The sequence below is a fragment of the Devosia honganensis genome (assembly GCF_042648785.1).
Classification (GTDB): domain Bacteria; phylum Pseudomonadota; class Alphaproteobacteria; order Rhizobiales; family Devosiaceae; genus Devosia; species Devosia honganensis.
In genome coordinates this window covers 1,213,977-1,238,821 of sequence record NZ_JBHRYD010000001.1, presented here as the reverse complement: position 1 = coordinate 1,238,821, position 24,845 = coordinate 1,213,977, and the positions used below count along the sequence as shown (strand labels likewise).

Below are 24,845 nucleotides of genomic sequence, written 5' to 3'. Positions count from 1 at the left end.
GCGCCTCTGGCAGAAATTCAATCTCGGCATGTAGCCGATTGAAATTCTTCACCAGCAGTCATGCAACTCATGCGCAATGAACTCCGTAAGATCTTGTGGCTCGGGTTGCTCCTCGGCGGCCTGATCCTGGCGGTCCTCGTTGGATGGCATCAGGTCCGTACCGCGTCCACCGCCGCGTCATCTGCAGAAGTCTTCGAACAAGGCCGGCAGGTCTATGCGGACCAATGTGCGACCTGCCACGGTGCGCACCTCGAGGGGCAGCCGGACTGGAAGACGCCCCTTCCGTCCGGGCGTCTCCCGGCGCCACCGCACGATGCCGGCGGCCACACTTGGCACCATCCCGATGACATCCTGTTCCGCATCGTCAAGGAAGGCACGGCCGCCATCGTCGGGGGCGGCTATGAGAGCGACATGCCGGGGTTTGCCGATGTCCTCAGCGACGCCGAGATCCGGGCTGTCCTCGTCTATATCAAGAGCACCTGGCCAGCGCGCGAGCGGACCTACCAGGAGAATGTGTCGCAGGCACGCTGAGCGATGACGGCACCTTCGGGATGGAGCTTCGTTGCAGGCCGGAGCTGCCGAGCAACCGGCAGTTCAGTTTCACGAGGCCAGCCCGGTGACAGTTGAGACTGCCGGACAGAAGCGGCATATTTGGATCGGCATGATGGCGAAACTTTTGGGAGCGATTTTTGTGGGATTATTCATGGCTTACCTCGCGTTTGAAGCACGCTTGACCTTGGCGCAACCTCGGGGTTTCTCTCGATGAACAATCCGGGCTCCAGTTCATCGGATCGAGTTCAGGACCGCACGGAGCGGCTCAACAAGAACTGCTTCTGCGTTACACTGGACGTTCCATCGCTGCGCGAAGCGATGGAGCACGAGGCTGGTGAGCCGGCGTTCTTCGAGACGTTCATCCGCCCCAAAGCCCATCTGTTCTCGCACGTGCCAGTGTTCGTTTCGGCCACCACGGTGGATGAGATGCGCGCGATCGCAGTGGCCGTGGAGACCACCGCCCAACTCGCGACATACAAGGCCGCAGTCCTCTCCTGGGCGCCGGAAATCGCGCGGGCGGATCACGGCCCGCTCGGGGCTTTGATGGGCTACGACTTTCATCTTCGTGAAGACGGCCCCCGGTTGATCGAAATCAACACCAACGCCGGCGGCGCGTTTCTCAATGCCTTTCTTGCGAGGGCGCAGCGCGCGTGTTGCGCCGAAATGGACATCCCCCCGACGCTGCTATCCTTCGAGGACGCGGCGTTCCACATGTTCCAGAACGAATGGATTCGGCAGCGGGGAACGGGCGCGCCACAACGCATCGCCATCGTCGATGACAGTCCGCCGGAACAGTATCTCTATCCCGAGTTCGTGCTCGCGCGGCAGGTTTTCGCGGCACGAGGAGTAGACGCGGTCATCGCCGACGCCGGTCGCTTTCGCTACGACGATGGTCGGCTCAGCGTCGATGGAAAGGCAATCGATCTCGTTTACAACCGGGTCACCGATTTCGCCTTCGATCAGCCCGAGCACAAGGCACTGCAGGAAGCCTACCGGGATGGCGCGGTGGTCGTGACGCCGAATCCGCACAACCACGCGCTCCTTGCCGACAAGCGCAACCTTTCGCTTCTTTCGAATGCCGCGACGCTTGAGGCATGGGGAGTGGAGCCGAGATTTCGCGCCCTGCTCGATGCTGTGCCACGCACCGTCCTAGTCAATCCCGACAACGCTGATGCGCTTTGGAAATCCCGCAAGGATCTGTTCTTCAAGCCGACCGGCGGACATGGCGGCAAGGCGGTATATCGTGGCGACAAGCTGACGAAAGGAGTCTGGGCGGAGATCGCGGAGGGCGGATACGTTGCTCAGACGCTGGTCCGCCCCAGCGAGCGCATGATCAAGATCGACGCGACACCCCAGAGGCGCAAAATGGACGTGCGACTGTATACCTATGATGGGCAGGTGCTTCTGGTGGCCGCGCGCCTTTATCAAGGTCAGACCACGAACTTCAGGACGCCAGGGGGCGGGTTCGCGCCGGTGTTCGTGATCTGAAGCGAGAACCGGTGGGGTGCTGTAATAGCGTTGGACGACAATGTACTGCCTGATCCTGAACGGCTCGCTGGTGTGGGAGACGTCGCCGACATAGTAACGATCCAAGATACCGAGCGTCACCTGCTGTACGTAGCGTCGACGCGTGCGCGGGATCGGCTGGTACTCTCAGGTGTGGAGCCCGGCTCTGAATTCTTGGACGATCTCCGGTAGCGACCGGATCAGAGCCTGCCTTACAGCTGCGGTTGCCTCGCAATCCGCAAAAAATCTGAGGCCAACGCTGTCGGCTGCACTGCGCCCTCATTCCGGTCGTTCGAACATCTAATGCGTTTCGACAAAAGCGGAAGTGAACCTAGGCAGCCCAATGCTCTGCTTAATAATGTTCGGGCGGCGTTGGCGCTGCATGATCGCAGGTTCCCTGGAAATTCGAACTTGGCATGGCGTCGCCTTGCAAATGGTTCGTTGCATACCCATGTATCAATATACGTTTTCAGCCTCTATGGCGACCTGATCCCTCCGGCACAGCCGGGTGCTTAGCGATCCCCGATTTTGCGAACGTTTGTTCCTTGCCGCATATTGCGGCCGGGTAATAGTTCACGGCCATCGGCCGGGACTTTGAAAGACCAACATATGATCAGCGGCACCGTCAAATTCTACAATACCACCAAAGTTTTTCGCTTCATTGCGCCAGGTGATGGCAGCAAGGATGCCTTCGCCCATGCCAGCGCCGTCGAGCGAGCCGGGCTTTCAAGCTTGGGCGAAGGACAGAAGATTTCCTACGACATCGAAGATGGACGGGACGGCCGCGCTGCGGCCATCAACCTTAAGCTTCCCTGACCGGTAGTTTGCCTCCACATGACGCAAAACTGACATCGTTCAGATCCACCCGCCCATTGGAAGAAGAAATGGCTATGATCCGGTTCGATTATGCCGCCGCCGCCGAGCTCTTTCCAAGCAAGAGCACGTTTAAATCAGCCCGGGTCGGCTACCGGCGCTTCACCACCGCTGCCGAAGCCGTGCGGTATGCCATCGAGGACATGCCAGCTCCCCTGCTGCGCGGCTCCTCGCTGGAAGTTGAGGAGGAGCGCTTCGACGGCTTTCAGATACGCGGCCTTTATGATGCTGCCGCTTTCCCCCTCGTGCGCGTCGCGCGGACATAAAAGCAAACCAGCCGTCACAGTGAAAGTTCTTGCACCTGGCGGTTCGGCTCTAATTCGGCCGACGGCTCTTAAGCGGCGCTCGTGACGAGATAAACAACAACCCAAGGGAGAATATCGATGCCTATTCCGAGCAAGATCATTCCTTTCAAACGCCAGGTCTATCCCGCCTTGGCCTCGGCGCAGGGGACAGAATATCCCCGTTTCGAGGCGGAACGCGCGCGCCCGGGGTTGCCATTGCGGATTACCCCGGGCTCAAAGGAAAAGCATGAGCAGCACACCTTCAGCTAACCGGACAGTGACGTTCCTGCTCCCTTTCAAACTGCCGGGCATGCAGGAACCGCATATGGCGGGGACATTCGAGATTCTTGCGGAAGAGGAACAGCTCGACGTCATGTGGGACGCGCATCGCACAACATTAAGCATTCTGTTGCGTTATCCCGGCCGCACCGAAGCCTTGCCCGTTACCGCCGGCGATCTTGAAGAGGCGATCCTCAATGATCGCCATTCGAACATAAATTCAGCGCTGTCCTAAACCATCAGATCAGCGTTCGTATTGCGACAGCAGCATGCTAAGCTGATCCCGGCGCGCTATCCCGCGCGTTTTTCCCGATACAGATCGGATTTCTCGTGAACCTCCCGGATTGGACTAAACCCGCACTCTACGGTGCGGGTGTCGGCGCCATTGCCCTGGCCATTATTGGCTTCACCTGGGGTGGCTGGGTCACCGGCGGTAGTGCTCAGGACATGGCAACCAAACAATCGGCGGCTGATGTCGTCTCGGCCCTGACGCCATACTGCGTGCAGCGCTCCCTCGACGACATCAATGCCGCGGCGGTGCTGGTCGAGTTCAATGCGGCAAGTGCATCGGGGCGCCGAGCCGTCATCGAAAAAGCAGGATGGGCCACCCCGCTGGGATCTGATGTGCCCAATCGCGCCTTGGCGCAGGCCTGTCAGCTCGCCCTGCAAGCCGAAACCTGAGCGGCCGCGCTCTGGCGAGCATAGGGATGGCGATTTTGCGAGGCAGGAATGGCAACGATGTACCTGGTGCAGACGTTCAAGCAAGTAGGCCGGAAGCTTGTTGCCCATCCGATCCAAGCCGCCAAGACGGCTGAAAGCGCGATGGCAACGGCCGAGCGGCTCGCGCCGACACGTGCTGGTGTCATCGCCTTTTCCCAGGAGGTCGACGTGGAAACCGACACCTATGACGAGCCACGCGTATTGCTCAGGCTGGGCAATCTGCCACCGGGGCTCATGGAATAGGCGGAGTTGCGGGAACACGCGGTAGGCTGAGTCCTGCCCTCCCGGCCTGTCCCCTTTCACCAATAAATAATCCGGGCTTCTTCCGGACGGCCGCCCGGCCGCATCCGGGCCGAGGAGCAATCATGGCCAAGGAACATAAGCGCAGTAATCGCGAGTTCAAAAAGCCCAAAAAGGTGCGGGAACCGGTCGCCGAGGCAGCCGCGACGCTGTCGAGCAAAGCGGTGCTGGAACGGATCGACCCCAAGAAGAAACGATGACCAAAGCGGCCGCAGCCGCGGGCGGCCAGATGCGGGCCGCCAGTCCCTGGCTCGATTCCGCCCCGGTACGCGAGGAATTGTTCGGTGTTGAGCGGCTCGAACAACATGCGCGCAGCCTGGCTTCCGCCCAGCGCATAACCGACCGCCCGCCCGCCGTGCTCTCGCTGCACAAAAGACTGAGAAGCAATGCGGCCGTCCTGCTGGCGGCCTATCGTGCCAGCGCCATGGAGATGGACAGCGATCGTGGCGTCGTGCCGGCAGCTGAATGGCTCCTCGACAATTATCACCTGGTCGAGGAGCAAATTCGCGAAATCCACGACGATCTGCCGCCAAATTACTACCGGCAATTGCCCAAGCTCGCCGATGGTCCATTCGCGGGTTATCCGCGAGTTTTCGGGCTGGCCTGGGCGTTCATCGCCCATACCGACAGCCATTTCGACCCGGAAACGCTGACCCGGTTCATCGACGCCTACCAGCAGGTCCAGCCCCTGACCATCGGCGAATTATGGGCTGTGGCGATCACTTTACGCATCGTGCTGGTGGAGAATTTACGCCGGCTGGCGGACCAGATCACGGCCGGCCGCAAGGCGCGCGCCGAGGGCGACGCACTCGCCGACCTGCTGCTCGCCTCCGGCGGTGGCGCGGCAATGGCGCGGATATCCGAGGCGCCTCTCAACGAGCTGTTTGCAGCGCAATTGGCCAAGCGGCTGCGCGATCACGATCCGAGCACCACGCCGGCCCAAGGCTGGCTCGAAGCCCGTCTCGCCCGACAGAACAGCTCCATCGAGACGGTTGTGCTGCACGCCCAGCAGCGCCAGGGCGCATCCAATGTCACGGTGCGCAATATCATCACCAGCATGCGGCTGATCTCCGACATCGACTGGACGGACCTGTTCGAAAGCGTCAGCCTGGTCGATGCAAAGCTAGGCGAAGCCGATGGTTTCACCCGCATGGATTTCGTCACACGCGATCTCTATCGCGGCGCCATCGAGCATCTGGCACGCGGTTCGCAGCTCTCCGAGCTCGATATTGCCCAAGCAGCCCTGTCGGCCGTTCGACAAAGCGATACACGTGTCGAAGCGGACCGGCAGAGCGATACAGGTTATCACCTGTTGGGACGCGGACGGCCGGCGCTCGAACGGGCCATCGGTTTCCGCATGCCCGGCCGGCTGCGTTTCAGGCGGCTGGCCGGCCGCCTCGGAATAGGCGGATATGTCCTGTCCATCGCCATCATCACCTTCGCCTTGCTGGGGCTGACCGGCTGGAGCCTGGCGGGCCTGGGGCTTCCCATGGCGCTGCTCTGGACGTTTCTGGCATTGGCGCTGCTCCCGGCCAGCGAACTGGCGACCGCGCTCGTTAATCGCGCCATTGGCTGGGGATTGGGATCCTCAAGCCTGCCTGGTCTTGAACTGGCGGAGGGTGTGCCGCCGGAGCTGCGCACACTGGTCGTGGTCCCGACGCTGCTCGTGGATCAGAAAACTCTTCTCGAAGACATCGAGCGGCTCGAAGTCCATTACCTATCCGGCGCAGGCGGTGATATCAGCTTTGCCCTGCTTACGGACGGGCTGGACGCCAAGGAGCAAATCCTCGACGGCGATGCCGCGCTTCTCGGCCTCGGCCGGGAGGCCATCGCTGCGCTCAACGCCAGGCATGGTCGCGGTCCCGCGGGTGATCGCTTCCTGCTCCTTAACCGCGAGCGCCGCTTCAATGCCAGCGAAGGCGTGTGGATGGGCTGGGAGCGCAAGCGCGGCAAGCTGCATGAACTCAACCGGCTGCTGCGCGGAGCGACCGATACCAGCTTTGTTACCGAAACTGGGGACGTGCCGACGGTCCCAGCCGACGTGCGTTACGTCATCACCCTTGACGCGGATACGCGATTGCCACGCGATGCGGCGTTGCGCCTGATCGGCAAGATGGCCCACCCTCTCAACCGGCCCCGCTTCGATACGACAGGCCGCCGCGTCATCGACGGCTACGCCATCATGCAACCGCGCGTCACCCCATCTCTTCCCCTCGGGCGCGAGGGCTCGCTCTATCAGCGGGTCTTTTCGGCGCCCGGCGGCATCGACCCCTATGCGGCGGCTGTCTCCGACGTTTATCAGGATCTGTTCGGCGAAGGCTCCTATACCGGCAAGGGCATTTATGATGTCGATGCCTTCCAGACGGCGCTGGCCGGTCGCATCCCCGAAAATACATTGCTGAGCCATGACCTGTTCGAGGGCGTTTTCGCGCGGGCGGGATTGGCCTCGGACATCGAAGTGGTCGACGACTTTCCCGCGCGCTACGACGTGGCCGCACGACGGCAGCATCGCTGGACGCGCGGCGACTGGCAATTGCTGCCCTGGATCGGCTCGGATCGTTCCGTGCCGGCCGTGGGTCGCTGGAAGATGCTCGACAATCTGCGCCGGTCGCTGCTTGCGCCGGCCGCCTTTCTCGCATTGTCGCTTTGCTGCGTGATGCCGCTTCAAATCGGTATTGTCGCGGCTGCGGCGATCCTTGCCACGCTGGCAATCCCGGCACTGCTGCCGGCTCTGTTTGCCATCATTCCAAGGCGAGCTGGCCTGCAATGGCGCGCCCATCTGCGCGGCCTCCTTGGCGATCTCCGGATGGCGGGATTGCAGATTGGGCTTGGTCTTGCCTTTCTGCCCGATCAGGCCTGGCGCAATGGCGACGCCATCCTGCGCACGTTGTTCCGCCTCGCAGTGACGCGCCGGCATCTGCTCGAATGGACGACTTCGGCCAGTTCGGGCGGCCGGGCTCGACTTGCTCTCTCCGGCTTCTATCGAGACATGGCCGGGAGCACCGTTTTGGCGCTTCTCATGCTGGCTGCCGCGGTGATCGTCGCGCCGCTCACCTGGCCGCTGGCCGTGGCCTTCGGCACGATCTGGCTGGCCGCTCCTTCCATTGCCCTGCGCGTCAGCCGCGCGCCGCAGGCTCGGCTGGATAAGGCCCTTAGCGCCGCCGATGCCGACTATTTGCGCCTGACGGCGCGGCGCACCTGGCGCTTCTTCGAGACCTTCGTGACGCCCGAAGAGAACATGCTCCCGCCCGACAATTTCCAGGAAACGCCGCGTCCGGCCGTCGCCCACCGGACCTCCCCGACCAATATCGGGCTCTATTTCCTGTCAGCCGTGGCCGCACGCGATTTCGGCTGGGCCGGGACGCTCGAAACTATCGAGCGGCTGGAGGCCGGCCTTGCCACACTGGACAAACTCCCCCGCTACAGGGGGCATTTCTTCAACTGGTACGATACCCGTGAGCTAAGGGCACTCGACCCAGCCTATGTGTCGTCGGTCGATAGCGGCAATCTCGCGGGTCATTTGATCACCCTTGCCAATACCTGCGAAGATTGGGCGGAGGCGCTGCCGGCGGCCTCCTTCCAAGGGCTCTTCGATACGCTGACGCTTGCCAGACTGGCCTGCAAAGACGGCCCCGGTGAGGGCCATAGCGTGCTTTTGCCCGTTCTTGACGAAATCGCCGCCTTGCTGGCGGAGCCACGGTCCCTCGACCTCGTCACTCCGGCGCTGTTGCGCCTGATGGACAAGGCGCTCAAGTTGGTGAGTGCGTCGGCTCCGGTCCCGTCCGAGAGCGGCCCGAATCTTTTCTGGATCGTGGCCCTGCGCCGCGCCGTCGCGGAGGCAGCACGGGACCGGCAGGTTCTGCGCGACGATCCCGCGGCACCGGGAAATCGCCTCCTTACGCTGGCGCAGACCGCGCGCCGCATGGCGCTCGACATGGATTTTGCCTTCCTGCTCGATCCGGACAGGAAGCTGCTATCCATCGGTTATTCGCTGGCCGATAATGGCCTCGACAGCAATTGCTACGACCTGCTGGCCTCCGAGGCGCGGCTGGCCAGTCTCTTCGCTATTGCCAAGGGCGATGTCACCACCCGGCATTGGTTCCGGCTCGGCCGCACGGCGACCCCGCTAATGAATGGCGCGGCCCTGATCTCGTGGTCGGGCTCGATGTTCGAATATCTTATGCCCTCGCTGGTGATGCGCGCCCCGGCCGGTAGCCTTCTCGATGACACCAACCGGCTGATCGTTGGCCGCCAGCAGGCTTATGGCCGGGCGCGCAATGTGCCCTGGGGCATTTCCGAGTCCGCCTACAATGCGCGCGACTATGAGTTCACCTACCAATATTCCAATTTCGGCGTGCCCGGATTGGGGCTCAAGCGCGGATTGGCGAGCAATATAGTCATCGCGCCCTATGCCACCGGATTGGCCGCCATGGTCGATCCGCGGGAGGCAGCGGAGAATTTCCGGCGCTTCGAGGCCATGGGCGCCCTGGGCGTGCATGGTTTTTACGAGGCGCTCGACTTCACACGGTCAAGGCTGCCCGAGGACGAGGATGTCGCCATCGTGCGGTCCTACATGGCGCATCACCAGGGCATGACAATGGTTGCCCTGGCCAATGTGCTGGACAACGGGCGCATGCGGGAGCGGTTTCACCGCGAGCCGATCATCAAAGCCAGCGAACTGCTGCTGTCCGAGCGCATGCCGCGCGACGTCGCCGTCATCCGGCCGCGCGCCGAGGAGGTGAGGGCCTCCATTGGCCCGGCGATCAACGCAGTCCCTTCGGTCCGCCGCCTGAGCCTGCCGCGCGATGCGGCGCCCGCTACTCATCTTCTGTCCAATGGCCGCTATGCGGTGATGCTGACCGCATCAGGCAGCGGCTACAGCCGCTGGCGCGACATTGCCGTCACCCGCTGGCGCGAAGATGCCACCCGCGACGATTGCGGGGCCTATATTTTCCTCAAGGACACGCAGTCCGGCCTGGTCTTTTCTCCCACGGCGCAGCCGATGAACGAGGCAGGTGAAGCCTCTGTCATTTTCGGTGAGGACCATGCCCAGTTCCTGCGCCGGGACGGCACGCTGGCGACGGAAATGGATGTCCTGGTCTCGGGCGAGGATGATGGCGAGGTGCGGCGGGTTTGCCTGACCAATAGCAGCCGCAGGGCGCGCGAGATCGAGGTGACCTCCTATTTGGAGCTGGTTCTGACCACACCTGCAACCGACAATGCCCACCCCGCCTTTGCCAAGATGTTCGTGGAGACCGAATATGTCGCCGAATTCGACGCGCTGATAGCCACGCGCCGCCAGCGTTCGCCCTCTGAACCTGAAATCTGGGCCGCCCATTTCGCCGTCGTCGAAGGCGAAGTCATCGCCAACCCGCAGCATGAATCCGACCGCGCCCGGTTTCTCGGGCGCAACCGCGCCATTGGCAACGCCGCGGCCATCCATGACGGGAAAGCTTTGTCGAACACAGTAGGCACCGTGCTCGATCCGGTGTTCTCGCTGCGCCGGCATGTGCGCATACCACCCGGCAAGGTCGCCCGGATTACTTTCTGGACGCTGGTGGCTTCATCGCGGGCCGAACTGATGGAACTGATCGACAAGCACCACGACCGCAGCGCCTATGGGCGCGCCCGTACCCTGGCCTGGACGCAGGCTCAGGTGCAGCTCTATCACCTTGGCATCGCGCTCGATGAAGCTGCCGACTTCCAGCGGCTGGCCGCACCCATCCTTTACGCCGATCCGCGTTTCCGGCCCAGCTCCGACGTCATTGCCGCCGGCATGGGGCTGCAATCGGGCCTGTGGCCGCAGGCCATTTCCGGCGACCTGCCTATCGTGCTTCTGCGTATCGACGCGATGGAGGACATGGCGCAGGTGCGGCAAATCCTGCGGGCGCACGAATACTGGCGCATCAAACGATTGGCGGTCGACCTTGTGATCGTGAACGAGCGTGGTTCTTCCTATATACAAGATCTGCAGAACGCTATCGAAGCGGCCGTGCGCTCCAGCCAGTCCCGGCCGCGCTTTGACGACAGGCCGGCGCAAGGCTCGGTATATGTGCTCCGCGCCGACCTGATGACCCTGGAAACGCGCAACCTGCTCAACGCCGCCGCGCGCGTGGTGCTGGCGGCGCGTCGCGGTCCGATCAGCGACCAACTCGCCTACCATGCCGGCATGGACAAGACTTCTGTTCTTCCTATGGTGGTGCCCGGCAGCCTCGTCTCGGCCGAAAATGTTGAACAGCCCGACGATCTGGAATTCTTCAACGGACTGGGCGGCTTTGCCCGCAACGGCACGGAATATGTCACCGTGCTCGAAAACGGTGCCACCACCCCGGCGCCCTGGATCAATGTCGTCGCCAATGAAGGCCTCGGCTTTCAGGTATCGAGCGAAGGCAGTTTTCACGCTTGGGCGGGCAATAGCCGCGAAAACCAGATTACCCCTTGGTCGAACGATCCGGTCGTCGACCCAGTGGGGGAGGCGATCTATATCCGCGACGAGGAGACAATGGCGCTGTGGAGCCCTACGGCACAGCCCATTCGCGACCACGGACGGTATGTGGCGCGCCACGGTTTCGGCTATAGCCGCTTTAGTCATCGGGCTCACGGCATCGAAAGTGATCTGCTGTCCTATGTGCCGCTCGCCGACCCGATCAGGATATCGCGGCTCACCCTCATCAATCGCTCGGGACGAACGCGACGGCTGTCGGTCACCAGCTATGCCGAATTCGTGCTCGGCACGCAGCGCGGCGTCACCGCCCCATTCATCATCACGGTCATTGACCCGCAGACGGGCGCGCTGTTCGCGCGCAATAAATGGACGAGGGCATTTCCCAACCGGGTCGGCTTTGCTGATATGGGCGGACAGCAAACCGCCTGGACAGCCGACCGCACCGCCTTTCTCGGACGCAATGGCGATGCCGCGACACCGGCCGCACTCATTGGCCAGGCGGCATTGTCCAGAAAGGCCGGGGCCGGATTGGATCCTTGCGCCGCGCTGCAGACCAATATTGAACTGACGGCAGGCGAAAGCATCGAACTGGTCTGCCTTTTGGGCGAAGCGGAATCCGAGGCGTCGGCGCGCGACCTGATCGCGCGATATCGCGCTGCCGACCTCGACGCCGTGCTGGACGAAGTCACCGCGCATTGGCAATCGGTGCTAGGCGCAGTGCAGGTCACCACGCCCGATCGAGCCATGGACATCATGCTCAATGGCTGGCTGCTCTACCAGACCCTGGCCTGCCGCATCCAGGCGCGCTCCGCCTTCTACCAGGCCAGTGGCGCCTACGGTTTTCGCGACCAGTTACAGGACGGCATGGCACTGACCCTCTGCAGGCCCGGGGATACCCGCGCCCATATCCTGCGCGCTGCCGGACGGCAATTCATCGAAGGCGATGTGCAGCACTGGTGGCTGCCTCATTCCGGCCAGGGGGTGCGCACACGCATTTCCGATGATCGCGTGTGGCTGGCCTTCGCCGCTGCCAGCTATGCCACCACGACCGGCGACGAAAGCATCCTTAATGAAACCGTCCCGTTTCTGGAAGGCCAGAAACTCGCCGAAGGCGAGCACGATGCCTTCTTCCAGCCCATGGTGTCCGAACGTTCAGCGTCCTTGTTCGAGCACTGTGCCCTCGGCCTCGACCAGGCCGTCAAGCTCACAGGCGCTCATGGTTTGCCGCTCATGGGGACCGGGGACTGGAACGACGGCATGAATCGCGTGGGCGAGGGGGGCAAGGGCGAGAGCGTCTGGCTGGGCTGGCTGCTGATCAGTGCCATCGATCTCATCATGCCTTTCGCTGAACAGCGCGATCCCATGCGCGCCAAGCGCTGGAAGAACCATGCCGCCCGACTTAAGACCGCGCTGGAGCGCGAGGCCTGGGACGGCGCCTGGTACCGTCGCGCCACGTTTGACGATGGCTCCTGGCTGGGTTCGAAAGACAATGACGAGTGCTGCATCGATTCCATCGCCCAATCCTGGGCAGTGCTATCGGGTGCGGCCGATCCGATCCGCGCGCTCAACGCCATGGCCTCGCTCGACCGACACCTGATCCGCAGGGAGGATGGCATAGCATTGCTATTCACGCCACCATTCGACAAAACGTCACGCGACCCAGGCTACATCAAGGGCTATCCCCCGGGCTTGCGCGAGAATGGGGGGCAATATAGCCATGCCGCCATGTGGGCAATAATGGCGTTCGCCAGGCTTGGCCTCAGCGAAAAAGCCCACGATCTCTTTGCTCTGGTCAACCCTATTAACCACGCTTCGGATATTCAGTCCGTCGCGCGCTACAAGGTGGAGCCCTATGTCGTGGCGGCCGATGTCTATTCGGTGCCCCCGCACATCGGGCGCGGCGGCTGGACTTGGTACACGGGATCGGCGGGCTGGATGTATCGCGCCGGTATCGAAGGCATTCTGGGGCTGCGGCGGCAAGGCGACGTGCTGGTTGTCGATCCCTGCCTTCCGGCGGATTGGCCGGAGTTTTCCGCAACCCTAAGCCTGGCGGGTACAAGCTGCGAGGTCATCGTGCGTCGCCGAAATGAACCACTTGGAACACCCAGCAGCGCCACAATAGACGGGATAACGCTGCTGCCGCAAAAAGGTCTCTTCCAGCTCCCGCTCGATGGCGGCAAACATGTCCTTGCAGTGGAGCTGGAACGAAAGGCCCCGCCTGACCCTTGAGGCTGGCGAGTGGAGCCGATGTAAATTAACGGTTATGGACGCACACGCATCGCTTCCAGCAAATAGGCATCCGCTACGACGCGAGTTTTTTCAATGCAGCTGTAGTCTTGGCAGGTCATACGGCTTGGAAAAGAACAAGGCGCCCTGAGGAATATCCTTTGCCGTGACATTCCTGTGCCCTGAACCGACAATGACACCTGTGTTTGGATAGCTCTCGGCGACTCCGCGCGCAAGTTCGAGCCCGTCCATGGATCCGGGCATGTCCACATCTGAAAACAAAATGGAGATTTCTGTCGTCTGCTGCAGATAGGCGAATGGCTTCGATCTGCCACTGCGCTCGGCCATATGCTCCATATCGGGCATCGGGGCCATCAAGGTCTTCGGCGATGCAGACCGGGCAGACAAATACATTGCCGCGCGTCAGGGTCTCGCGGGTGAAGACCTGACCGGCGAGATCGTATGTGCGATCGCCCGTGCGAACCAATGTGCTCCTGCCGAAAATCGTGCCATCGGCTCCGCAGGCCTGAGCGAGGATCGCAACGCTGTCCGCCACGCCATCGACGATGGACTGGAAGGTGATGCCGATATCGTCGGCGAATTCACGGGCACCGCGACCGACCTTGAGGGCCACCCGCTAGCAGAAGCTCGCGGGCGTCTCGTCGGCTTGTGCGGGGAGCGAAAGGAAGGGATGGAGGATCATCAGCTGCTCCTCTTCATTTTCGCCGCAAGAGCAGCCTCGTCGTCGAGCATATCCAAGCGATGCGCCGCCACATCGATTTCCTATTCGTCGAAACCGCGCGACGTAAGGGACTCCAAGTGCTGCTGATCGAGCATGCCTATTTCGCCGACGATCCACGCTATGTCGCGGCGGAGCGGACAGGCGGCTACCGTGAAGAGTTTCGGCTGCCGGCAGGCGCCCGAAAGTCCCCGAAGAACGAACCCGCGGGCCACGGGATGGGGGCTATGGGTTTTTCCTGATTTGGCCAGTCTGGTGGCCGCCCAGATGGTGTGATCGGGCTGCAGCGCCAGGGTTGGACAGGTCTATGTTGCGGCCGTTGAGTTGGAGTCTGCCGCGACAGATAGGGCCGAGCGAGCGGGTGATGACGATCCATGTATGGAGGGGCGCGAGGTGTCTCGCAGGCTGCGATGGTGTTATCGCGGTCTGAGCACGTGATCGGTTAAGCCGGGTCATGGACGGTCTCCCGGGTTTGTGGCCTCGTGGTTGGCGGCGCCCGGGGCTGGCACCACGCCGCGAAGGTCTCGATGATCACCATGGTGCCGCCGCAGCAGGGACAGGGCGGGCGCGGGTCTGAGGTCTCGGCGGTCGGCGGTTCGTCCGTCGTCGGCGCCACCCCCAGCATGTCGCGGGCCCGGGCGAGGCAGTCCTTGCGGGCGGAGCTGGCGAGCAGGCCATAGTGCCGGATGCGGTGGAACCCACGGGGCAGAGTGTGCAGCAGGAAGCGGCGGATGAACTCGTCGGCGGCCAGGGTCATGACCTGCTGCCGGTTGGCGCCGCTGCGGCGATAATCCTTGTAGCGGAAGGTGATCTCGCTCCCGTCGAACCGGAGCAGGCGGCTGTTCGAGATCGCGACCCGGTGAGTGTAGCGGGAGAGATAGGCGAGCACGGCCTCAGGCCCTGCAAAGGGCGCTTTGGCATAGACCACCCAGCGTTTTCTGCGGACTGGTGCAAGGTGACGCTGGAAGGCTCGGCGATCGTTGAGCCCTGCCATCTGTCCGAAGAAGGCGAGCCGTCCGGCGTCGTGCAGCTCGAGCAGCCGGGTCAGGAATAACCGGCGGAACAGCGCCCCAAGGACCCGTACCGGCAGCAGGAAAGCCGGGCGCGACGAGATCCATCGCCCATCCGGTGTGATGCCGCCACCGGGCACGATCATATGGATATGGGGATGGTGGGTCATGGCCGAACCCCAGGTGTGGAGCACGGCGGTGATGCCGATGCGGGCGCCCAGATGCTTTGGGTCGGGCGGTCGAGCGGACTGGTAACGGCCCGCACCGTGCGCGTTGCCACCTTGGTGTAGAGGGCGGTGTTCTCCAGCTTGGCGTGACCGAGCAGCGCCTGGATAATGCGGATATCGACGCCGTCTTCCAGAAGATGGGTGGCAAAGCTGTGCCGCAAGGTGTGCGGGCCGACGCGCCTGGTAATCTCAGCCGCTTGGGCCGCCTCGACGACCACACGATAGAGCTGCCTGGTGCTGATCGGCTTGAGAGCGTGCTGGCCAGGAAACAGCCAGCCATCACGATGCAGTACGCCTTGGCGATGCCCGACCTGCCACCATTGACGCAACAGGGTCAGCAGATCGGGCGAGAGCATGGCGTTGCGATATTGCCCGCCTTTGCCGCGCTCGACCCGGATCAGCATGCGTTCGCTGTCGATATCGCGCGCCTTGAGCATGGCCACTTCGCCAACGCGCAGTCCGGCGCCATAGGCAACCGACAGCGCCGCCTGGTGCTTGAGGCTGGTGGTGGCGTTGAGCAGGCGCGCCACCTCGTCGCGGCTCAGCACCACTGGCAAATTGCGGGGACGGCTCACGCGCACCAGCTTGCGCGCCAGATCGGGCCGATCGAGGGTATTGGTGAAGAAGAACCGCAGCGCCGAGACCACGCTGTTCATGGTGGGCACCGGAACGCCGGCTTCACTCTGGGCCAGCTGGAACTGGCGCACATCCTCGGTGGTTGCGGTATCCGGCGATCGCCGAAGGAACGATGCGAAGCGTCCGACATCACGGATATAATTGCGCTGGGTCGCCGCCGAGAAGTGGCGCATGGTCATATCGTCGATCAGCTTCTGGCGCAGCGGGCTGACAGGGACGTTGGGAAGGATCGTAGTCATCGTTCGGCTCCTGAGTTGAAGGAGCCAAAAGGGAACGCCCGAACCACGCGATCCTCAATCCAACCGTGACGTCCGGTCCTTCGCCGTTATCTCACCGCGCGCCCTCCCGCGCCAGCGGGTTCGTTCTCCGGCCCCCAAGCGGTCCCCACACTTGGCACCGCGACAATGGTCCACAAGAGGGAGGGTACCACCATTCAGAGCTCCTTTGGTTCCCGTATGCCAACTCCGCGATCGGCTTGGTGGAATAAACACGTCTGAGATCATCGGACTCAAAAACCGATGGTAAGTACCCCCTGAACACCCCCGTTACTCCATCACTTTGTGACACTTTTCCGCAGATTGGTAACAGTTTTCTAGATCAAGAATCTGGAGAATACCGACCCCTCTCGGAGCCTGATTGGCGGCGAAGATGCCGTTGATCTCAATGAAGCCAGGTGCTTGAGAATCTGCGGTCTCGCCGCATCGGGTAGGCCACTTGGGTGTGGGGCGGAAGCTGCCACGCTGCCATGGGGCTCCGCTGAACCCGCATGGCAGCGAGAGCTTCGGTAATAGCCGGCCGACTACGGCTTGCTGGCGGCGTGCCCGGCAAGGAAGTCATCACCGAACAGGGCGGGACTGCTCCCGCTTGCTTCGATGCTCTGTTCCAGGTCGGCGGCATTCAGGACCCGCGCCTCAAGGAGGGCCTTCGCGACGTACATGATGGCGTCTCGTCGAGCGGAAACCATCTTGTCCACCTTGCCCTTGAGCCGCTGCAGGTCCTGTTCGACCTGCTGCTCCAGGGCAGGGTCCTGTCGCATCAGCTCAAGAGGATCGCCGGTACCGACCCGGTGCGAGAGGTAGCTGCCCAGACCCCATGCCGCATGCGCCGAGGCCAACAGGCTCGTGGCATTGCGCAGGTCCTGCTCAGCCCCAGCGCTCGCACCACTGCCCATCTGCTCGTCGGCTGATCGTCCGGCCAGTCCGACCATGACGAGTGTTTCGATGCCGCCGCGTGTCTGGGGGACGGTGGCGGTATCGAGCGTGGTGGTGCCTCTGGCATGGGCGGTCGGAACGATGGTCACGCGCCTGACAGGAATACCGAGCGCGTGCGCAATGACCGCATGTCCGGCCTCGTGAACGGCGCACGCCTCGAGCATGGACAGGGGGGTGTTGCCCTTGGGCGCTACGGCCTCTGTGAGATCAAGCAGGGCGAGAGGTCTGTTGCTCCTGCGTGCTGACCTACGGGCCTGCTTCACCCATGCCTCGATCGCGGCGGGCGTGGCGCCGTCTGCGAGGAGTGCAAGCGGGACCAGGTCCACCTGGGCGAGGTCGGACTTCAGATAGTAACGGAACACCGCACCGATCTCTTCGGTGGTAGACGGCGGCAGCAGCGGCACGAGCCGATCGAAACGTCCGGGGCGAACCAAAGCTGCGTCCAGACGGTCACCGAAATTGCTTGCCCCCAGGAGGATGACCGGACGCCCAGAAGCCTTCACTCGGTCGATGCCGGTCAGCACCGAATTGACGACAGGTTGCCACCATTCACGGTCCTTCTCCGACATGGCTGCCCGGTCCGGCAAGCTGTCCAATTCGTCAATGAATCCTATGGCTTGATGGTGCCTCAGCAGTTCCTCGAAGAAATCGTTCGCTCCCCGCATCACGCCGCCGAGGTACCCGTCTGTTGAGGTGAACCAGCGTCCGATCGTGGTGGTGACGAAAGGCCAGCCGGCGCTGCGCGCGACTGCCCCCGCCAACAGCGTCTTGCCCGTTCCGGGCGGACCCGTCAGAACAGCGTTCTGCAATTGCGACGCGGTGATCTCGCCGCGCCGAAGGCTCTCAATATCGTCCAGGATGGCCTCGCCGAAGCTGCGGGCAGAAGCGGTGAGCGGCAGTTCTTCGAAACGGGGGATGCGCGTGTCTGCCAATCTTGCCTTCGGCTGAGCCTTGGCCCGCCGCAGCCGCTGGGTGCTCTCTGCCGCGCTGGCGCCGAGCCGAATGGCGGCGGCGAGCTCGTGGAAGCCGAGTTCTTCGACATCGGCGTCGGTCAGCGAACGCGGCTTCTGGCCAGTGACACGCTTGATCATGCGGGAGACCAGCGTGCCGTTCGGCTTGGGGAGGGTTACAACGGCGTCGGCGGCGCCGAGCTGCACCCGGGTCAGCAGCCCGGCCGGATCATGGGTGATAATGGCGAGGCCGCGGATGTCACCGCGGGAATCGGAGAGGATCGCATCTTTAAGTTCCGGCTCGCCGCCGCGCGCCCGCTTGGTCACTGACCGGATCCGAACGCTGGAATTCATACCGGAGACCGCGAGACCCACGGCCTCACACCATTCGGCGGCGGGCACCTGGATGACCACCACAAAGGCCGACCTGCTGAAAAGAATCTGACGTGCCTTGGGTGTGAGTGCGGCATCAATCATGACCCGAGCGATGGCGGTCTGCACGCCGCCAATGGCGGCGAGCTCGCTCTCGAACTGGTCATCATCGAGTTCGGGGTCCTGACGAGATTGGGTGTGAGTGGGGCGGTTAAGGGTGTTGAGAGACATGACAGATCCTTTGCTGCGGCGGGAGCCGCGCATGAATGGGGAAAAGGGAGGTAGGGAGCTGCCCGCCCCAGGCGGGCAGCTAGGGGTCAGCGGGCGGGACCGAGGCGGCGCCCGGCGAAGGGTGCGAGGACCACATCGGGTATCTCGTCCACCTCCTGCCAGGCGGCGAGACCATGTCCCTTGCCGCCGGTCACGAACTGGGCAGCGCCTGAGCCGCTATCGAAGGCGAGATCGCGGGTAAGCCGGAGACAGGCGCCGTCCTCAACGAGGATCCCCGAGTAAAGGTACTCTGCGCGGAGGAGGCTGGTCGGGCTGTTGGCGGACGGCACGGCCTTGCGGCGCACCTGCGAGCCCGAAAGCACGGTCCAGCAGCCGGCCTGTTCGGCGGCATAGGCCTTGATGCCGACCGCAGAAAGCTCCAGCAGCCGGCCTTCGGGTGGACCACCAACGCGCAGGGGTGCGAGTTGTCCCCGTCCGGCGCGTGGACCGGCTGCATGGTGGCGGGCCGTACCGCCGAGACACAACAGCCCGTTTTCACGCAGGCCGAAAATCACCTGGGTGAGGAACTGGCGGAGCAGTGCGTACGAGGCCGGATCGGTGACGTCGCCGTCCGGAACGTTATCCTTGAGCAGATCCACGTCCCTTGAATGGTCCAGGGCCTGGTACGCCAGTCGCTCCAGTACCCTGGCTTCGGCCGCGCTGAGCTGGTCGTGCTTCTCAACAATACCGATGATCAGGTCCGGTACACTTGGTCTCGTCGCGTGTTCGCCGGCCAACAATCGCCCCGCCACGCTCTTGCCATAGCCGACATAGGCCCGGGGCCGATCACTGTCATACCAGACCAGCAAGTAGAACCCGGGTTGCGCGAGGGCCGCGATCTTGGCGATCTGGCGCCGCTCGTCACCAGGTACGGCGAAGATCTGCGGCTCCAGTGTGCGCAGCGCCAGCTCGAAAGGACTGGGCTCGCCGCCGGGCAGGCCAGCATGTCCAGGCTGCCCCTCGATCGCGGCGCCCTCCGCCTCCTCGGCAGTCTTGCTCACCCGGCGGATCTGCAAGTGCTGGTCGAAGGGTGCCGAGGTGTCGAATGCCAGCAGGCCGTGCTCGACCATGGCCAGCACCGCATCGACGGCGCCGGGCAGAGCCGCCATGCAGTCGCCGAGCGAAATGCCGTCGATCTCGTCGACCAAAGCAAGCACCTTTACCTGCAGCTCGGGCGTGATTGCCGGTGCGATCACAATGTCGGGGTGAAGAGGATGGACGGTGGAAGCGGAAGAAAGGGGGTTGCGAACGGACGCGCTGTCGCAATACTTGGCCTCAGCCATTTCGTGCTCCTGTGTACTCAGGACTATGGGATGGTCAGGTCGCTGATCAGAGGTACCAACTCTGATCGGCGGCCGCCCTGCTCAAGGCAGGAAGACCAGCTGAGGACGGAATTGTCCGTCAGCCTGTAAAGTTTGATCACCGGTTTCGGAAAACGCAAGCCTGAATCTTGCTGTCGTGTGAACATGGTTAACGAACAAACAGCAGTAACTGTTTTGGGCTAGGTCAGCCCGGCATCGGCATGCACGGTGGCACTGATCACCGCACAGGCTAGGCGCCGCGCGACCTGAACGTCATAGATCACCGTTTTCCCAGTGGATGTCCTCGGGTTGGTCCTGCCCTTCCGGCCCGTACAGGGCGGGATCCCGGCCAACTGCATAAACCGGATGGATCGAACGGACAGTGTCCAGGGGGATGAGTTGGGGCTGCCCGTGGGCGAGCGTAGCTACACAGAGGGACGTGTCCGTCTTTTCGAGCAGGGTGCGGACGAGGAACACAGGGCCAGCCTCTGGATCAACTACTCGCAGCGCTGCCATGCCCCCAAAGAAGAGGATGCTGGGCTTGGCGTAGACCAGTGAGTATGGCTCGATCGCAGGCATCATACTGTCATCGGGCATGGCGAGCGCGTAGGCGCCGGTGCTGCCCTCCAGCACCGGGAGGGACAAGGTCGACACTGGGAGCCCAGTCCCGCCCTGCACCGCCCCAGCGATGCCCTTGACCGGTTCGGTAAACAGGGGAATCCGGGTGCGAGGGTCGGGGCCAAGCGTTTCATCCCAGTGTCTACGCAGCGTCTGCAGCATTGCGGGCGAGATGAAGGATTGCGTGATCTTCGGGGTGTTGGCGCGGAATGGTCTTCTACGACCGGACTCCGTCGCTAGGTCAGCGTTCGGTGGCAGGCGCCGCGCGATTGGGGGAGCAGAAAGGAACTCCGGGAGAAGCTTTGCCAGCTCATCAGCGCTCTGGACTTCCCGTGGCGTCGGATCGGAGCTCTCACCCATTAAGTAGCTGGGCGTGGTGAGAAGGGCACGGGCCATTCTCGTCAAGTTATGGCTTTGAACGCTCTTTTTTCGCCCCTTTAAAAGGTCGCTCAACCAGCTCGGTGCAACGCCGGCACGGCGCGCTGCTTCTGCCTGGCTGATTTCCAGCACCGTGAGCCGTTCAAGGATTCGTTTACCAAGACGATCAACATCGTCGACGGGCATGTTGCAATTCTCCGCAACCTGAGCTAGGCCATCAGCATCATTCGATAAATCGTACGAAACGTAGCAAATGTAGGATGTGGCGTACACTCTACACGTGCCTACACCTCGACAGGCGTGATTTATCGTATATCAGCTGCCACCAAGGAGGGCAACCATGAACGACACGCGGACCGCGTCCGGCGGAGACGAAAAGACGAAGGGCTACGATCACGAGCTGGTGTGGGAAGCCTGTAACGCACTTGATGCAGAGGGGATCAAGCCAACGTATCAGGCCGTCCGGCAAAAGCTCGGCGGCAAGGGCTCCTTCTCCTATATTTCTGCAGGCATGAAGACCTGGACCCCGCCTCGCGCGGTGCCGGTGCCGGATCTGCCAGAGGAGATGGTGGAGCGCGTTAAGAGCTTCACGTCTGCCGTATGGCAAAGCGCAACTGCAGCTGCACGCGCAGAGTTCGCCATCGAACGAGAGTCACACTTGCAGCGTATCGGCGAATTGGAAACTGCTGTCGTTGACTATGAAACGGACCTGAAGGCGCTGAATGCGGAGGTTGCCAGCCTCCTCCAGCAAAAGAGTGCAAGCGACACTCGCATGGCGGAACTTGAGCAGCAGGTGATCGAACAGCGCGGCAAGATTGCCGTGTTTGAGCAGCTCGCATCGGGTCGTGGGTCCGCAAAGAAGCCGAGCCGAAGAGGGATCAAGCCGAGCCTTGTCCAGGAGGACACCCCGGCTCCATACAGCAGCGGGTTCACTTCCTGATGATCGTCACAACGCGGAATATGAAGGGTGGGGTGGGCAAGACGACGTTGTCAATGAACCTTCTCGCTGCTGCCCAACCTGGCGCATGTCTCATCGACGTCGAAGAAGAGGAGTGCGCTCAGTGGAGGCAGCGCGGTCGGCGCTTCTCCAAGAGCAGTTTCACCAACAGCCGGATGGCAGAGGCTGATTCTGAGGAAAAGCTCCACAGACTCCTTAGCGAGGCTCAACGGAGACGGTGGTCGATTATTATCAACACTCCTGGTGAGAGGGCGACGCCCCTGATCCGGGAAGCGGTAAAGGCCTCGACGCTGGTATTGATCCCGCTGACAGGCGATCAGGTAGAGCTGCCGAGGACCCTCAAGACTATTGAGGAGGTTCAGCAAAGCGGCACCGACTTCCTGCTTGTGCTGAACAAGGTAATGCCACGCGTCGCTGGCCGTGATGCGCGTAGTACTGCAGACATCCGGGAGATGCTTCAGCCCTACAGGAAGCACTTGTGGTCCGGCCAGATTACCCGAACATTGCTTTTCAATAGGGCTGCGATTGCTGGGGTGTCCGTATTCGATTTCACCAATCCGCCGCCCGCTGCAGCGGAGGTGTCAGAGCTTTGGAGGGCCCTTGTTCAACGCGCTCGCAGGTCTCAAAACTGATGGAAGGGTGGTCCGTTCGCGGTCATGTCGCTTCAGCCCCGCTTCGGCGGGGCTTCTTTTTTTGTCTCCCGCCATGGAAATGTTCATGCACCCAATCCAACTTGCCATCCACACTGTCAATCGTGTGTGGACGCCCGTCTGGATGCAAGCGGTTTTTCATTGGCTTTGGGCATGTGGTCAGGTGCTGTCGTGTGTCCGGCCTCATGATGCGGCCATTGCACGCCGCGGGCCCGTATGGAATACGCGGAGCGGATCCAAATCGGCGCGTCGCGCTGAGAATGCGCTTCGATTGACACTGGTTTTCCCGTTCCCGTCTCATTGACCGTTTACCCTTACCCTCCGATCGACCTGCTCACATCCCCCGACAACCCAGGTGCTGCTTACGCGGCGACAGCGCCTGGAACTCTGTAGATCCCGCCCTTCTGGATGAGGGCCCATGCGATCCTGGCGATACGGTTGGCCAGTGCCACCGCGACCACCATGCGCGGCTTTCTGGTCAACATGCGCGCCAGCCAGGATCCCTCGGGCGCTCCCTTCCGGTCGGCCCATCGAACAACCGTCATGGCCCCACTGATCAGAAGCCGCCGCAAGTCACGTTGCCCCATCTTTGAGGTGGAGCCCAGCCGTGTCTTGCCACCCGACGAGTTCTGCTTCGGCGTCAGCCCCAGCCATGCTGAGAAGTCGCGCCCTTTTTGAAAACTTTCGATCGGCGGCGCCAGGGCTTCGATAGCGGTTGCGCAGATCACACCGATGCCGGGGATTGTCATCAGGCGCTTTGCCGTGTCATCCCGGCGAGACCGGCCGCGCAATTCCTTTTCGAGTGAGCCGATGCGCTCGTTCAGCAGCGCAATGTGAGCGAACAGCATCTGGCACAAGGCGATGACGTCTGCCGACAATCCACTGTCGGGATCGTCCAGCGTTTCGGCGAGACGCTGGATATGAACTGGCCCATTGGCCGCCACAATGCCGTATTCGGCCATATGGCCGCGCAGCGCATTAATCGTCTGAGTGCGCTGGCGAACCAGCAGATCACGGGTTTTAAAGATCATCGCCGACGCCTGCTTTTCCACGCTCTTAACCGCAACAAAGCGCATCGTGGGGCGCATGGCTGCCTCCGCGATGGCTTCGGCATCGGCCATGTCGTTCTTCTGGCGTTTGACAAAGGGCTTCACGTAAATCGGCGCGATTAGGCGCACCTCATGACCAAGTCTCCCGATCTCTCGGGCCCAGTGATGCGCGCTGGCGCAGGCTTCCATCGCCACCGTGCATTTTGACATCGAGCTGAAGAAATCCAGCAGCTTTGCACGCGTCAACTTCGTGCGGAATGCCACCGACCCATCGGCTCGCGCTCCATGAGCCTGAAACACGTTTTTGGCCAAGTCCAACCCAATGATGCTAACCTCGTTCATGGACGCCTCCTCTGTAGCGGTTCTCGACACCGCAACCCTGGCATATAAATGCCGTCGGGGGGCGTCCACCCCATCGGCGCGGAACATTGACCCCCACTGGCGACTGTAACCATCAGGCCAGCAAGAGTCCCCCTCCTTTGCCGAGGCTGGTCGGCACCTCGGGCCATCGGGCGAGACCAAGGGTGGATGAAGGTACAAACCTGTGGTACAAAGACGCATACATTCGGGTGTGCCAAAGTGCCTGATTACCGGGACGACTGGCCAAAAGGTGGCGAGTCCCTCTCTCTCCGCCATTCATAACCGATTGATTTCGATAATCATTGATCAAATGGCCGGGCCTTCCAGCGGAAAGCCGGTCGCCGCCGCGTAGTTGGCGGGGCGACAGGCTTTAGCTGCGATTCCGGCAACCGCTCGAGGATTGCCCAGATCGCACCGGCCGCGCAAGGATATGGGGCGGTGGCGGAAGCGTTCTGGAGACTGGTTTCGACCTCTCCCTCACCCCTCGAAAGCCCGCGCTGAGCGCCACCGGGCAAGTCGCCGCCTCCCTGGAGGGAGGCTGCCTCATGGAAGTGCCGGAAGGGGTGGTTCAGCCTGCGGCGATGCACACCGAGGTGACCCCGCGGTTCTGGAAACCGAGGGCGGCGGCGGCGGCTTTGGAAAGATCGATGATGCGCTTGCCGTGGAAGGGGCCGCGATCGTTGATGGTGACGTTCACCGATTTACCGGTGCGCTGGTCGGTGACCTGCACCTGGGTCCCGAAGGGAAGGGTCCGGTGCGCTGCGGTCATGGCGTTCTGGTCGAAGACCTGGCCGGAGGCGGCTTTCTTGCCGTGGAATCCGGGGCCGTACCAGGAGGCGCCGCCACATTGGGCATGGGCCGCGGGGGAGAAGACGAGAAGGGCTGCGGCACATGCTGCGGCGATGACGGCTTTCTTAGTCAATGAACCTGG

19 protein-coding genes and 2 pseudogenes are annotated in these 24,845 nt (G+C 62.4%); 12 read left to right on the top strand and 9 right to left on the bottom strand.

The genetic code is table 11. The features are described 5' to 3' along the window. The first annotated feature begins 69 nt into the window (after positions 1-69). From ACFOOL_RS05940 to ACFOOL_RS05900, 9 genes are all read left to right on the top strand, one after another. Positions 70-531: a c-type cytochrome gene (locus ACFOOL_RS05940; protein WP_197644582.1), complete on the top strand. Its 462-nt coding sequence runs from the start codon at positions 70-72 to the stop codon at positions 529-531. A gap of 231 nt (positions 532-762) precedes the next feature. After that, entirely contained in the window at positions 763-2,040 is a 1,278-nt protein-coding gene (locus ACFOOL_RS05935) for a hypothetical protein (protein ID WP_380095758.1), read from the top strand. Positions 2,041-2,667: 627 nt separating this feature from the next. Continuing rightward, positions 2,668-2,874, top strand: coding sequence for a cold-shock protein (locus ACFOOL_RS05930; protein WP_323013040.1), 207 nt, complete (start codon positions 2,668-2,670; stop codon positions 2,872-2,874). A gap of 74 nt (positions 2,875-2,948) precedes the next feature. Then, entirely contained in the window at positions 2,949-3,197 is a 249-nt protein-coding gene (locus ACFOOL_RS05925) for a hypothetical protein (protein WP_323013041.1), read from the top strand. A 265-nt stretch (positions 3,198-3,462) separates the two neighbouring features. Then, entirely contained in the window at positions 3,463-3,729 is a 267-nt protein-coding gene (locus tag ACFOOL_RS05920; RefSeq protein ID WP_323013043.1) for a hypothetical protein, read from the top strand. 95 nt (positions 3,730-3,824) lie between these two features. Continuing rightward, positions 3,825-4,175 (top strand): hypothetical protein, encoded by a 351-nt coding sequence (locus ACFOOL_RS05915; protein ID WP_323013044.1) that lies wholly within the window; start codon positions 3,825-3,827, stop codon positions 4,173-4,175. Positions 4,176-4,232: 57 nt separating this feature from the next. Continuing rightward, positions 4,233-4,457: a hypothetical protein gene (locus tag ACFOOL_RS05910; RefSeq protein ID WP_323013045.1), complete on the top strand. Its 225-nt coding sequence runs from the start codon at positions 4,233-4,235 to the stop codon at positions 4,455-4,457. A gap of 122 nt (positions 4,458-4,579) precedes the next feature. Continuing rightward, positions 4,580-4,714, top strand: a complete 135-nt coding sequence (locus tag ACFOOL_RS05905) for a hypothetical protein (protein ID WP_323013046.1) — start codon at positions 4,580-4,582, stop codon at positions 4,712-4,714. Then, entirely contained in the window at positions 4,711-13,188 is an 8,478-nt protein-coding gene (locus ACFOOL_RS05900; RefSeq protein WP_380095755.1) for a GH36-type glycosyl hydrolase domain-containing protein, read from the top strand. Before ACFOOL_RS05905 ends, ACFOOL_RS05900 begins: the two co-directional genes overlap by 4 nt. 90 nt (positions 13,189-13,278) lie before the next feature. On the opposite strand, the gene ACFOOL_RS05895 is transcribed toward ACFOOL_RS05900, so the two are convergent. Next, a complete protein-coding gene (locus ACFOOL_RS05895; RefSeq protein ID WP_323013048.1) occupies positions 13,279-13,560 on the bottom strand; it encodes a hypothetical protein in 282 nt (93 codons plus the stop codon). A gap of 1 nt (position 13,561) precedes the next feature. Then, positions 13,562-13,819, bottom strand: a pseudogene (locus ACFOOL_RS05890) (hypothetical protein); the annotation flags it as partial. 128 nt (positions 13,820-13,947) lie between these two features. Here ACFOOL_RS05890 and ACFOOL_RS05885 point away from each other — a divergent pair. Beyond that, a complete protein-coding gene (locus tag ACFOOL_RS05885) occupies positions 13,948-14,166 on the top strand; it encodes a hypothetical protein (RefSeq protein WP_380095753.1) in 219 nt (72 codons plus the stop codon). Between the two features lie 200 nt (positions 14,167-14,366). On the opposite strand, the pseudogene ACFOOL_RS05880 reads toward ACFOOL_RS05885, so the two are convergent. The 5 genes and pseudogenes from ACFOOL_RS05880 to ACFOOL_RS05860 all read right to left on the bottom strand — a co-directional run. Then, positions 14,367-15,167: pseudogene (locus ACFOOL_RS05880) on the bottom strand (IS91 family transposase); the annotation flags it as partial. Next, positions 15,101-16,036: a tyrosine-type recombinase/integrase gene (locus tag ACFOOL_RS05875; RefSeq protein ID WP_380095751.1), complete on the bottom strand. Its 936-nt coding sequence runs from the start codon at positions 16,034-16,036 to the stop codon at positions 15,101-15,103. The pseudogene ACFOOL_RS05880 and the gene ACFOOL_RS05875, both read right to left, overlap by 67 nt. Before the next feature lie 560 nt (positions 16,037-16,596). Then, on the bottom strand, positions 16,597-18,561 hold the full coding sequence (locus ACFOOL_RS05870) for an AAA family ATPase (protein ID WP_380095749.1): 1,965 nt from the start codon (positions 18,559-18,561) through the stop codon (positions 16,597-16,599). Between the two features lie 86 nt (positions 18,562-18,647). After that, the gene (locus ACFOOL_RS05865; protein ID WP_380095747.1) at positions 18,648-19,883 is read right to left on the bottom strand and encodes a DUF4357 domain-containing protein; all 1,236 of its coding nucleotides are present in this window, start codon (positions 19,881-19,883) and stop codon (positions 18,648-18,650) included. A gap of 291 nt (positions 19,884-20,174) precedes the next feature. Continuing rightward, the gene (locus tag ACFOOL_RS05860) at positions 20,175-21,083 is read right to left on the bottom strand and encodes a helix-turn-helix domain-containing protein (protein ID WP_380095745.1); all 909 of its coding nucleotides are present in this window, start codon (positions 21,081-21,083) and stop codon (positions 20,175-20,177) included. 154 nt (positions 21,084-21,237) lie between these two features. On the opposite strand from ACFOOL_RS05860, the gene ACFOOL_RS05855 reads away from it, so the two are divergent. Both ACFOOL_RS05855 and ACFOOL_RS05850 read left to right on the top strand, forming a co-directional pair. After that, on the top strand, positions 21,238-21,837 hold the full coding sequence (locus ACFOOL_RS05855; protein ID WP_380095743.1) for a DNA-binding protein: 600 nt from the start codon (positions 21,238-21,240) through the stop codon (positions 21,835-21,837). After that, complete coding sequence (locus ACFOOL_RS05850; protein ID WP_380095741.1) at positions 21,837-22,487, top strand: hypothetical protein; 651 nt, start codon at positions 21,837-21,839, stop codon at positions 22,485-22,487. The genes ACFOOL_RS05855 and ACFOOL_RS05850 overlap by 1 nt, the downstream gene beginning before the upstream one ends. A 380-nt stretch (positions 22,488-22,867) precedes the next feature. Here the strand turns inward: ACFOOL_RS05850 and ACFOOL_RS05845 are convergent, their stop codons facing one another. Continuing rightward, the gene (locus tag ACFOOL_RS05845; RefSeq protein WP_380095739.1) at positions 22,868-23,896 is read right to left on the bottom strand and encodes an IS110 family transposase; all 1,029 of its coding nucleotides are present in this window, start codon (positions 23,894-23,896) and stop codon (positions 22,868-22,870) included. A gap of 586 nt (positions 23,897-24,482) precedes the next feature. Further along, a complete protein-coding gene (locus tag ACFOOL_RS05840; RefSeq protein WP_380095737.1) occupies positions 24,483-24,836 on the bottom strand; it encodes a septal ring lytic transglycosylase RlpA family protein in 354 nt (117 codons plus the stop codon). Positions 24,837-24,845: the final 9 nt, after the last annotated feature.

Bases quoted from the DNA above. Each gene is read 5' to 3' on its own strand.
- ACFOOL_RS05940 (WP_197644582.1), top strand. From the start codon at position 70: ATGCGCAATGAACTCCGTAAGATCTTGTGGCTCGGGTTGCTCCTCGGC.
- ACFOOL_RS05935 (WP_380095758.1), top strand. From the start codon at position 763: ATGAACAATCCGGGCTCCAGTTCATCGGATCGAGTTCAGGACCGCACG.
- ACFOOL_RS05930 (WP_323013040.1), top strand. From the start codon at position 2,668: ATGATCAGCGGCACCGTCAAATTCTACAATACCACCAAAGTTTTTCGC.
- ACFOOL_RS05925 (WP_323013041.1), top strand. From the start codon at position 2,949: ATGATCCGGTTCGATTATGCCGCCGCCGCCGAGCTCTTTCCAAGCAAG.
- ACFOOL_RS05920 (WP_323013043.1), top strand. From the start codon at position 3,463: ATGAGCAGCACACCTTCAGCTAACCGGACAGTGACGTTCCTGCTCCCT.
- ACFOOL_RS05910 (WP_323013045.1), top strand. From the start codon at position 4,233: ATGTACCTGGTGCAGACGTTCAAGCAAGTAGGCCGGAAGCTTGTTGCC.
- ACFOOL_RS05905 (WP_323013046.1), top strand. From the start codon at position 4,580: ATGGCCAAGGAACATAAGCGCAGTAATCGCGAGTTCAAAAAGCCCAAA.
- ACFOOL_RS05900 (WP_380095755.1), top strand. From the start codon at position 4,711: ATGACCAAAGCGGCCGCAGCCGCGGGCGGCCAGATGCGGGCCGCCAGT.
- ACFOOL_RS05895 (WP_323013048.1), bottom strand. From the start codon at position 13,560: ATGGCCCCGATGCCCGATATGGAGCATATGGCCGAGCGCAGTGGCAGA.
- ACFOOL_RS05885 (WP_380095753.1), top strand. From the start codon at position 13,948: ATGCGCCGCCACATCGATTTCCTATTCGTCGAAACCGCGCGACGTAAG.
- ACFOOL_RS05875 (WP_380095751.1), bottom strand. From the start codon at position 16,036: ATGACTACGATCCTTCCCAACGTCCCTGTCAGCCCGCTGCGCCAGAAG.
- ACFOOL_RS05870 (WP_380095749.1), bottom strand. From the start codon at position 18,561: ATGTCTCTCAACACCCTTAACCGCCCCACTCACACCCAATCTCGTCAG.
- ACFOOL_RS05865 (WP_380095747.1), bottom strand. From the start codon at position 19,883: ATGGCTGAGGCCAAGTATTGCGACAGCGCGTCCGTTCGCAACCCCCTT.
- ACFOOL_RS05860 (WP_380095745.1), bottom strand. From the start codon at position 21,083: ATGCCCGTCGACGATGTTGATCGTCTTGGTAAACGAATCCTTGAACGG.
- ACFOOL_RS05855 (WP_380095743.1), top strand. From the start codon at position 21,238: ATGAACGACACGCGGACCGCGTCCGGCGGAGACGAAAAGACGAAGGGC.
- ACFOOL_RS05850 (WP_380095741.1), top strand. From the start codon at position 21,837: ATGATCGTCACAACGCGGAATATGAAGGGTGGGGTGGGCAAGACGACG.
- ACFOOL_RS05845 (WP_380095739.1), bottom strand. From the start codon at position 23,896: ATGAACGAGGTTAGCATCATTGGGTTGGACTTGGCCAAAAACGTGTTT.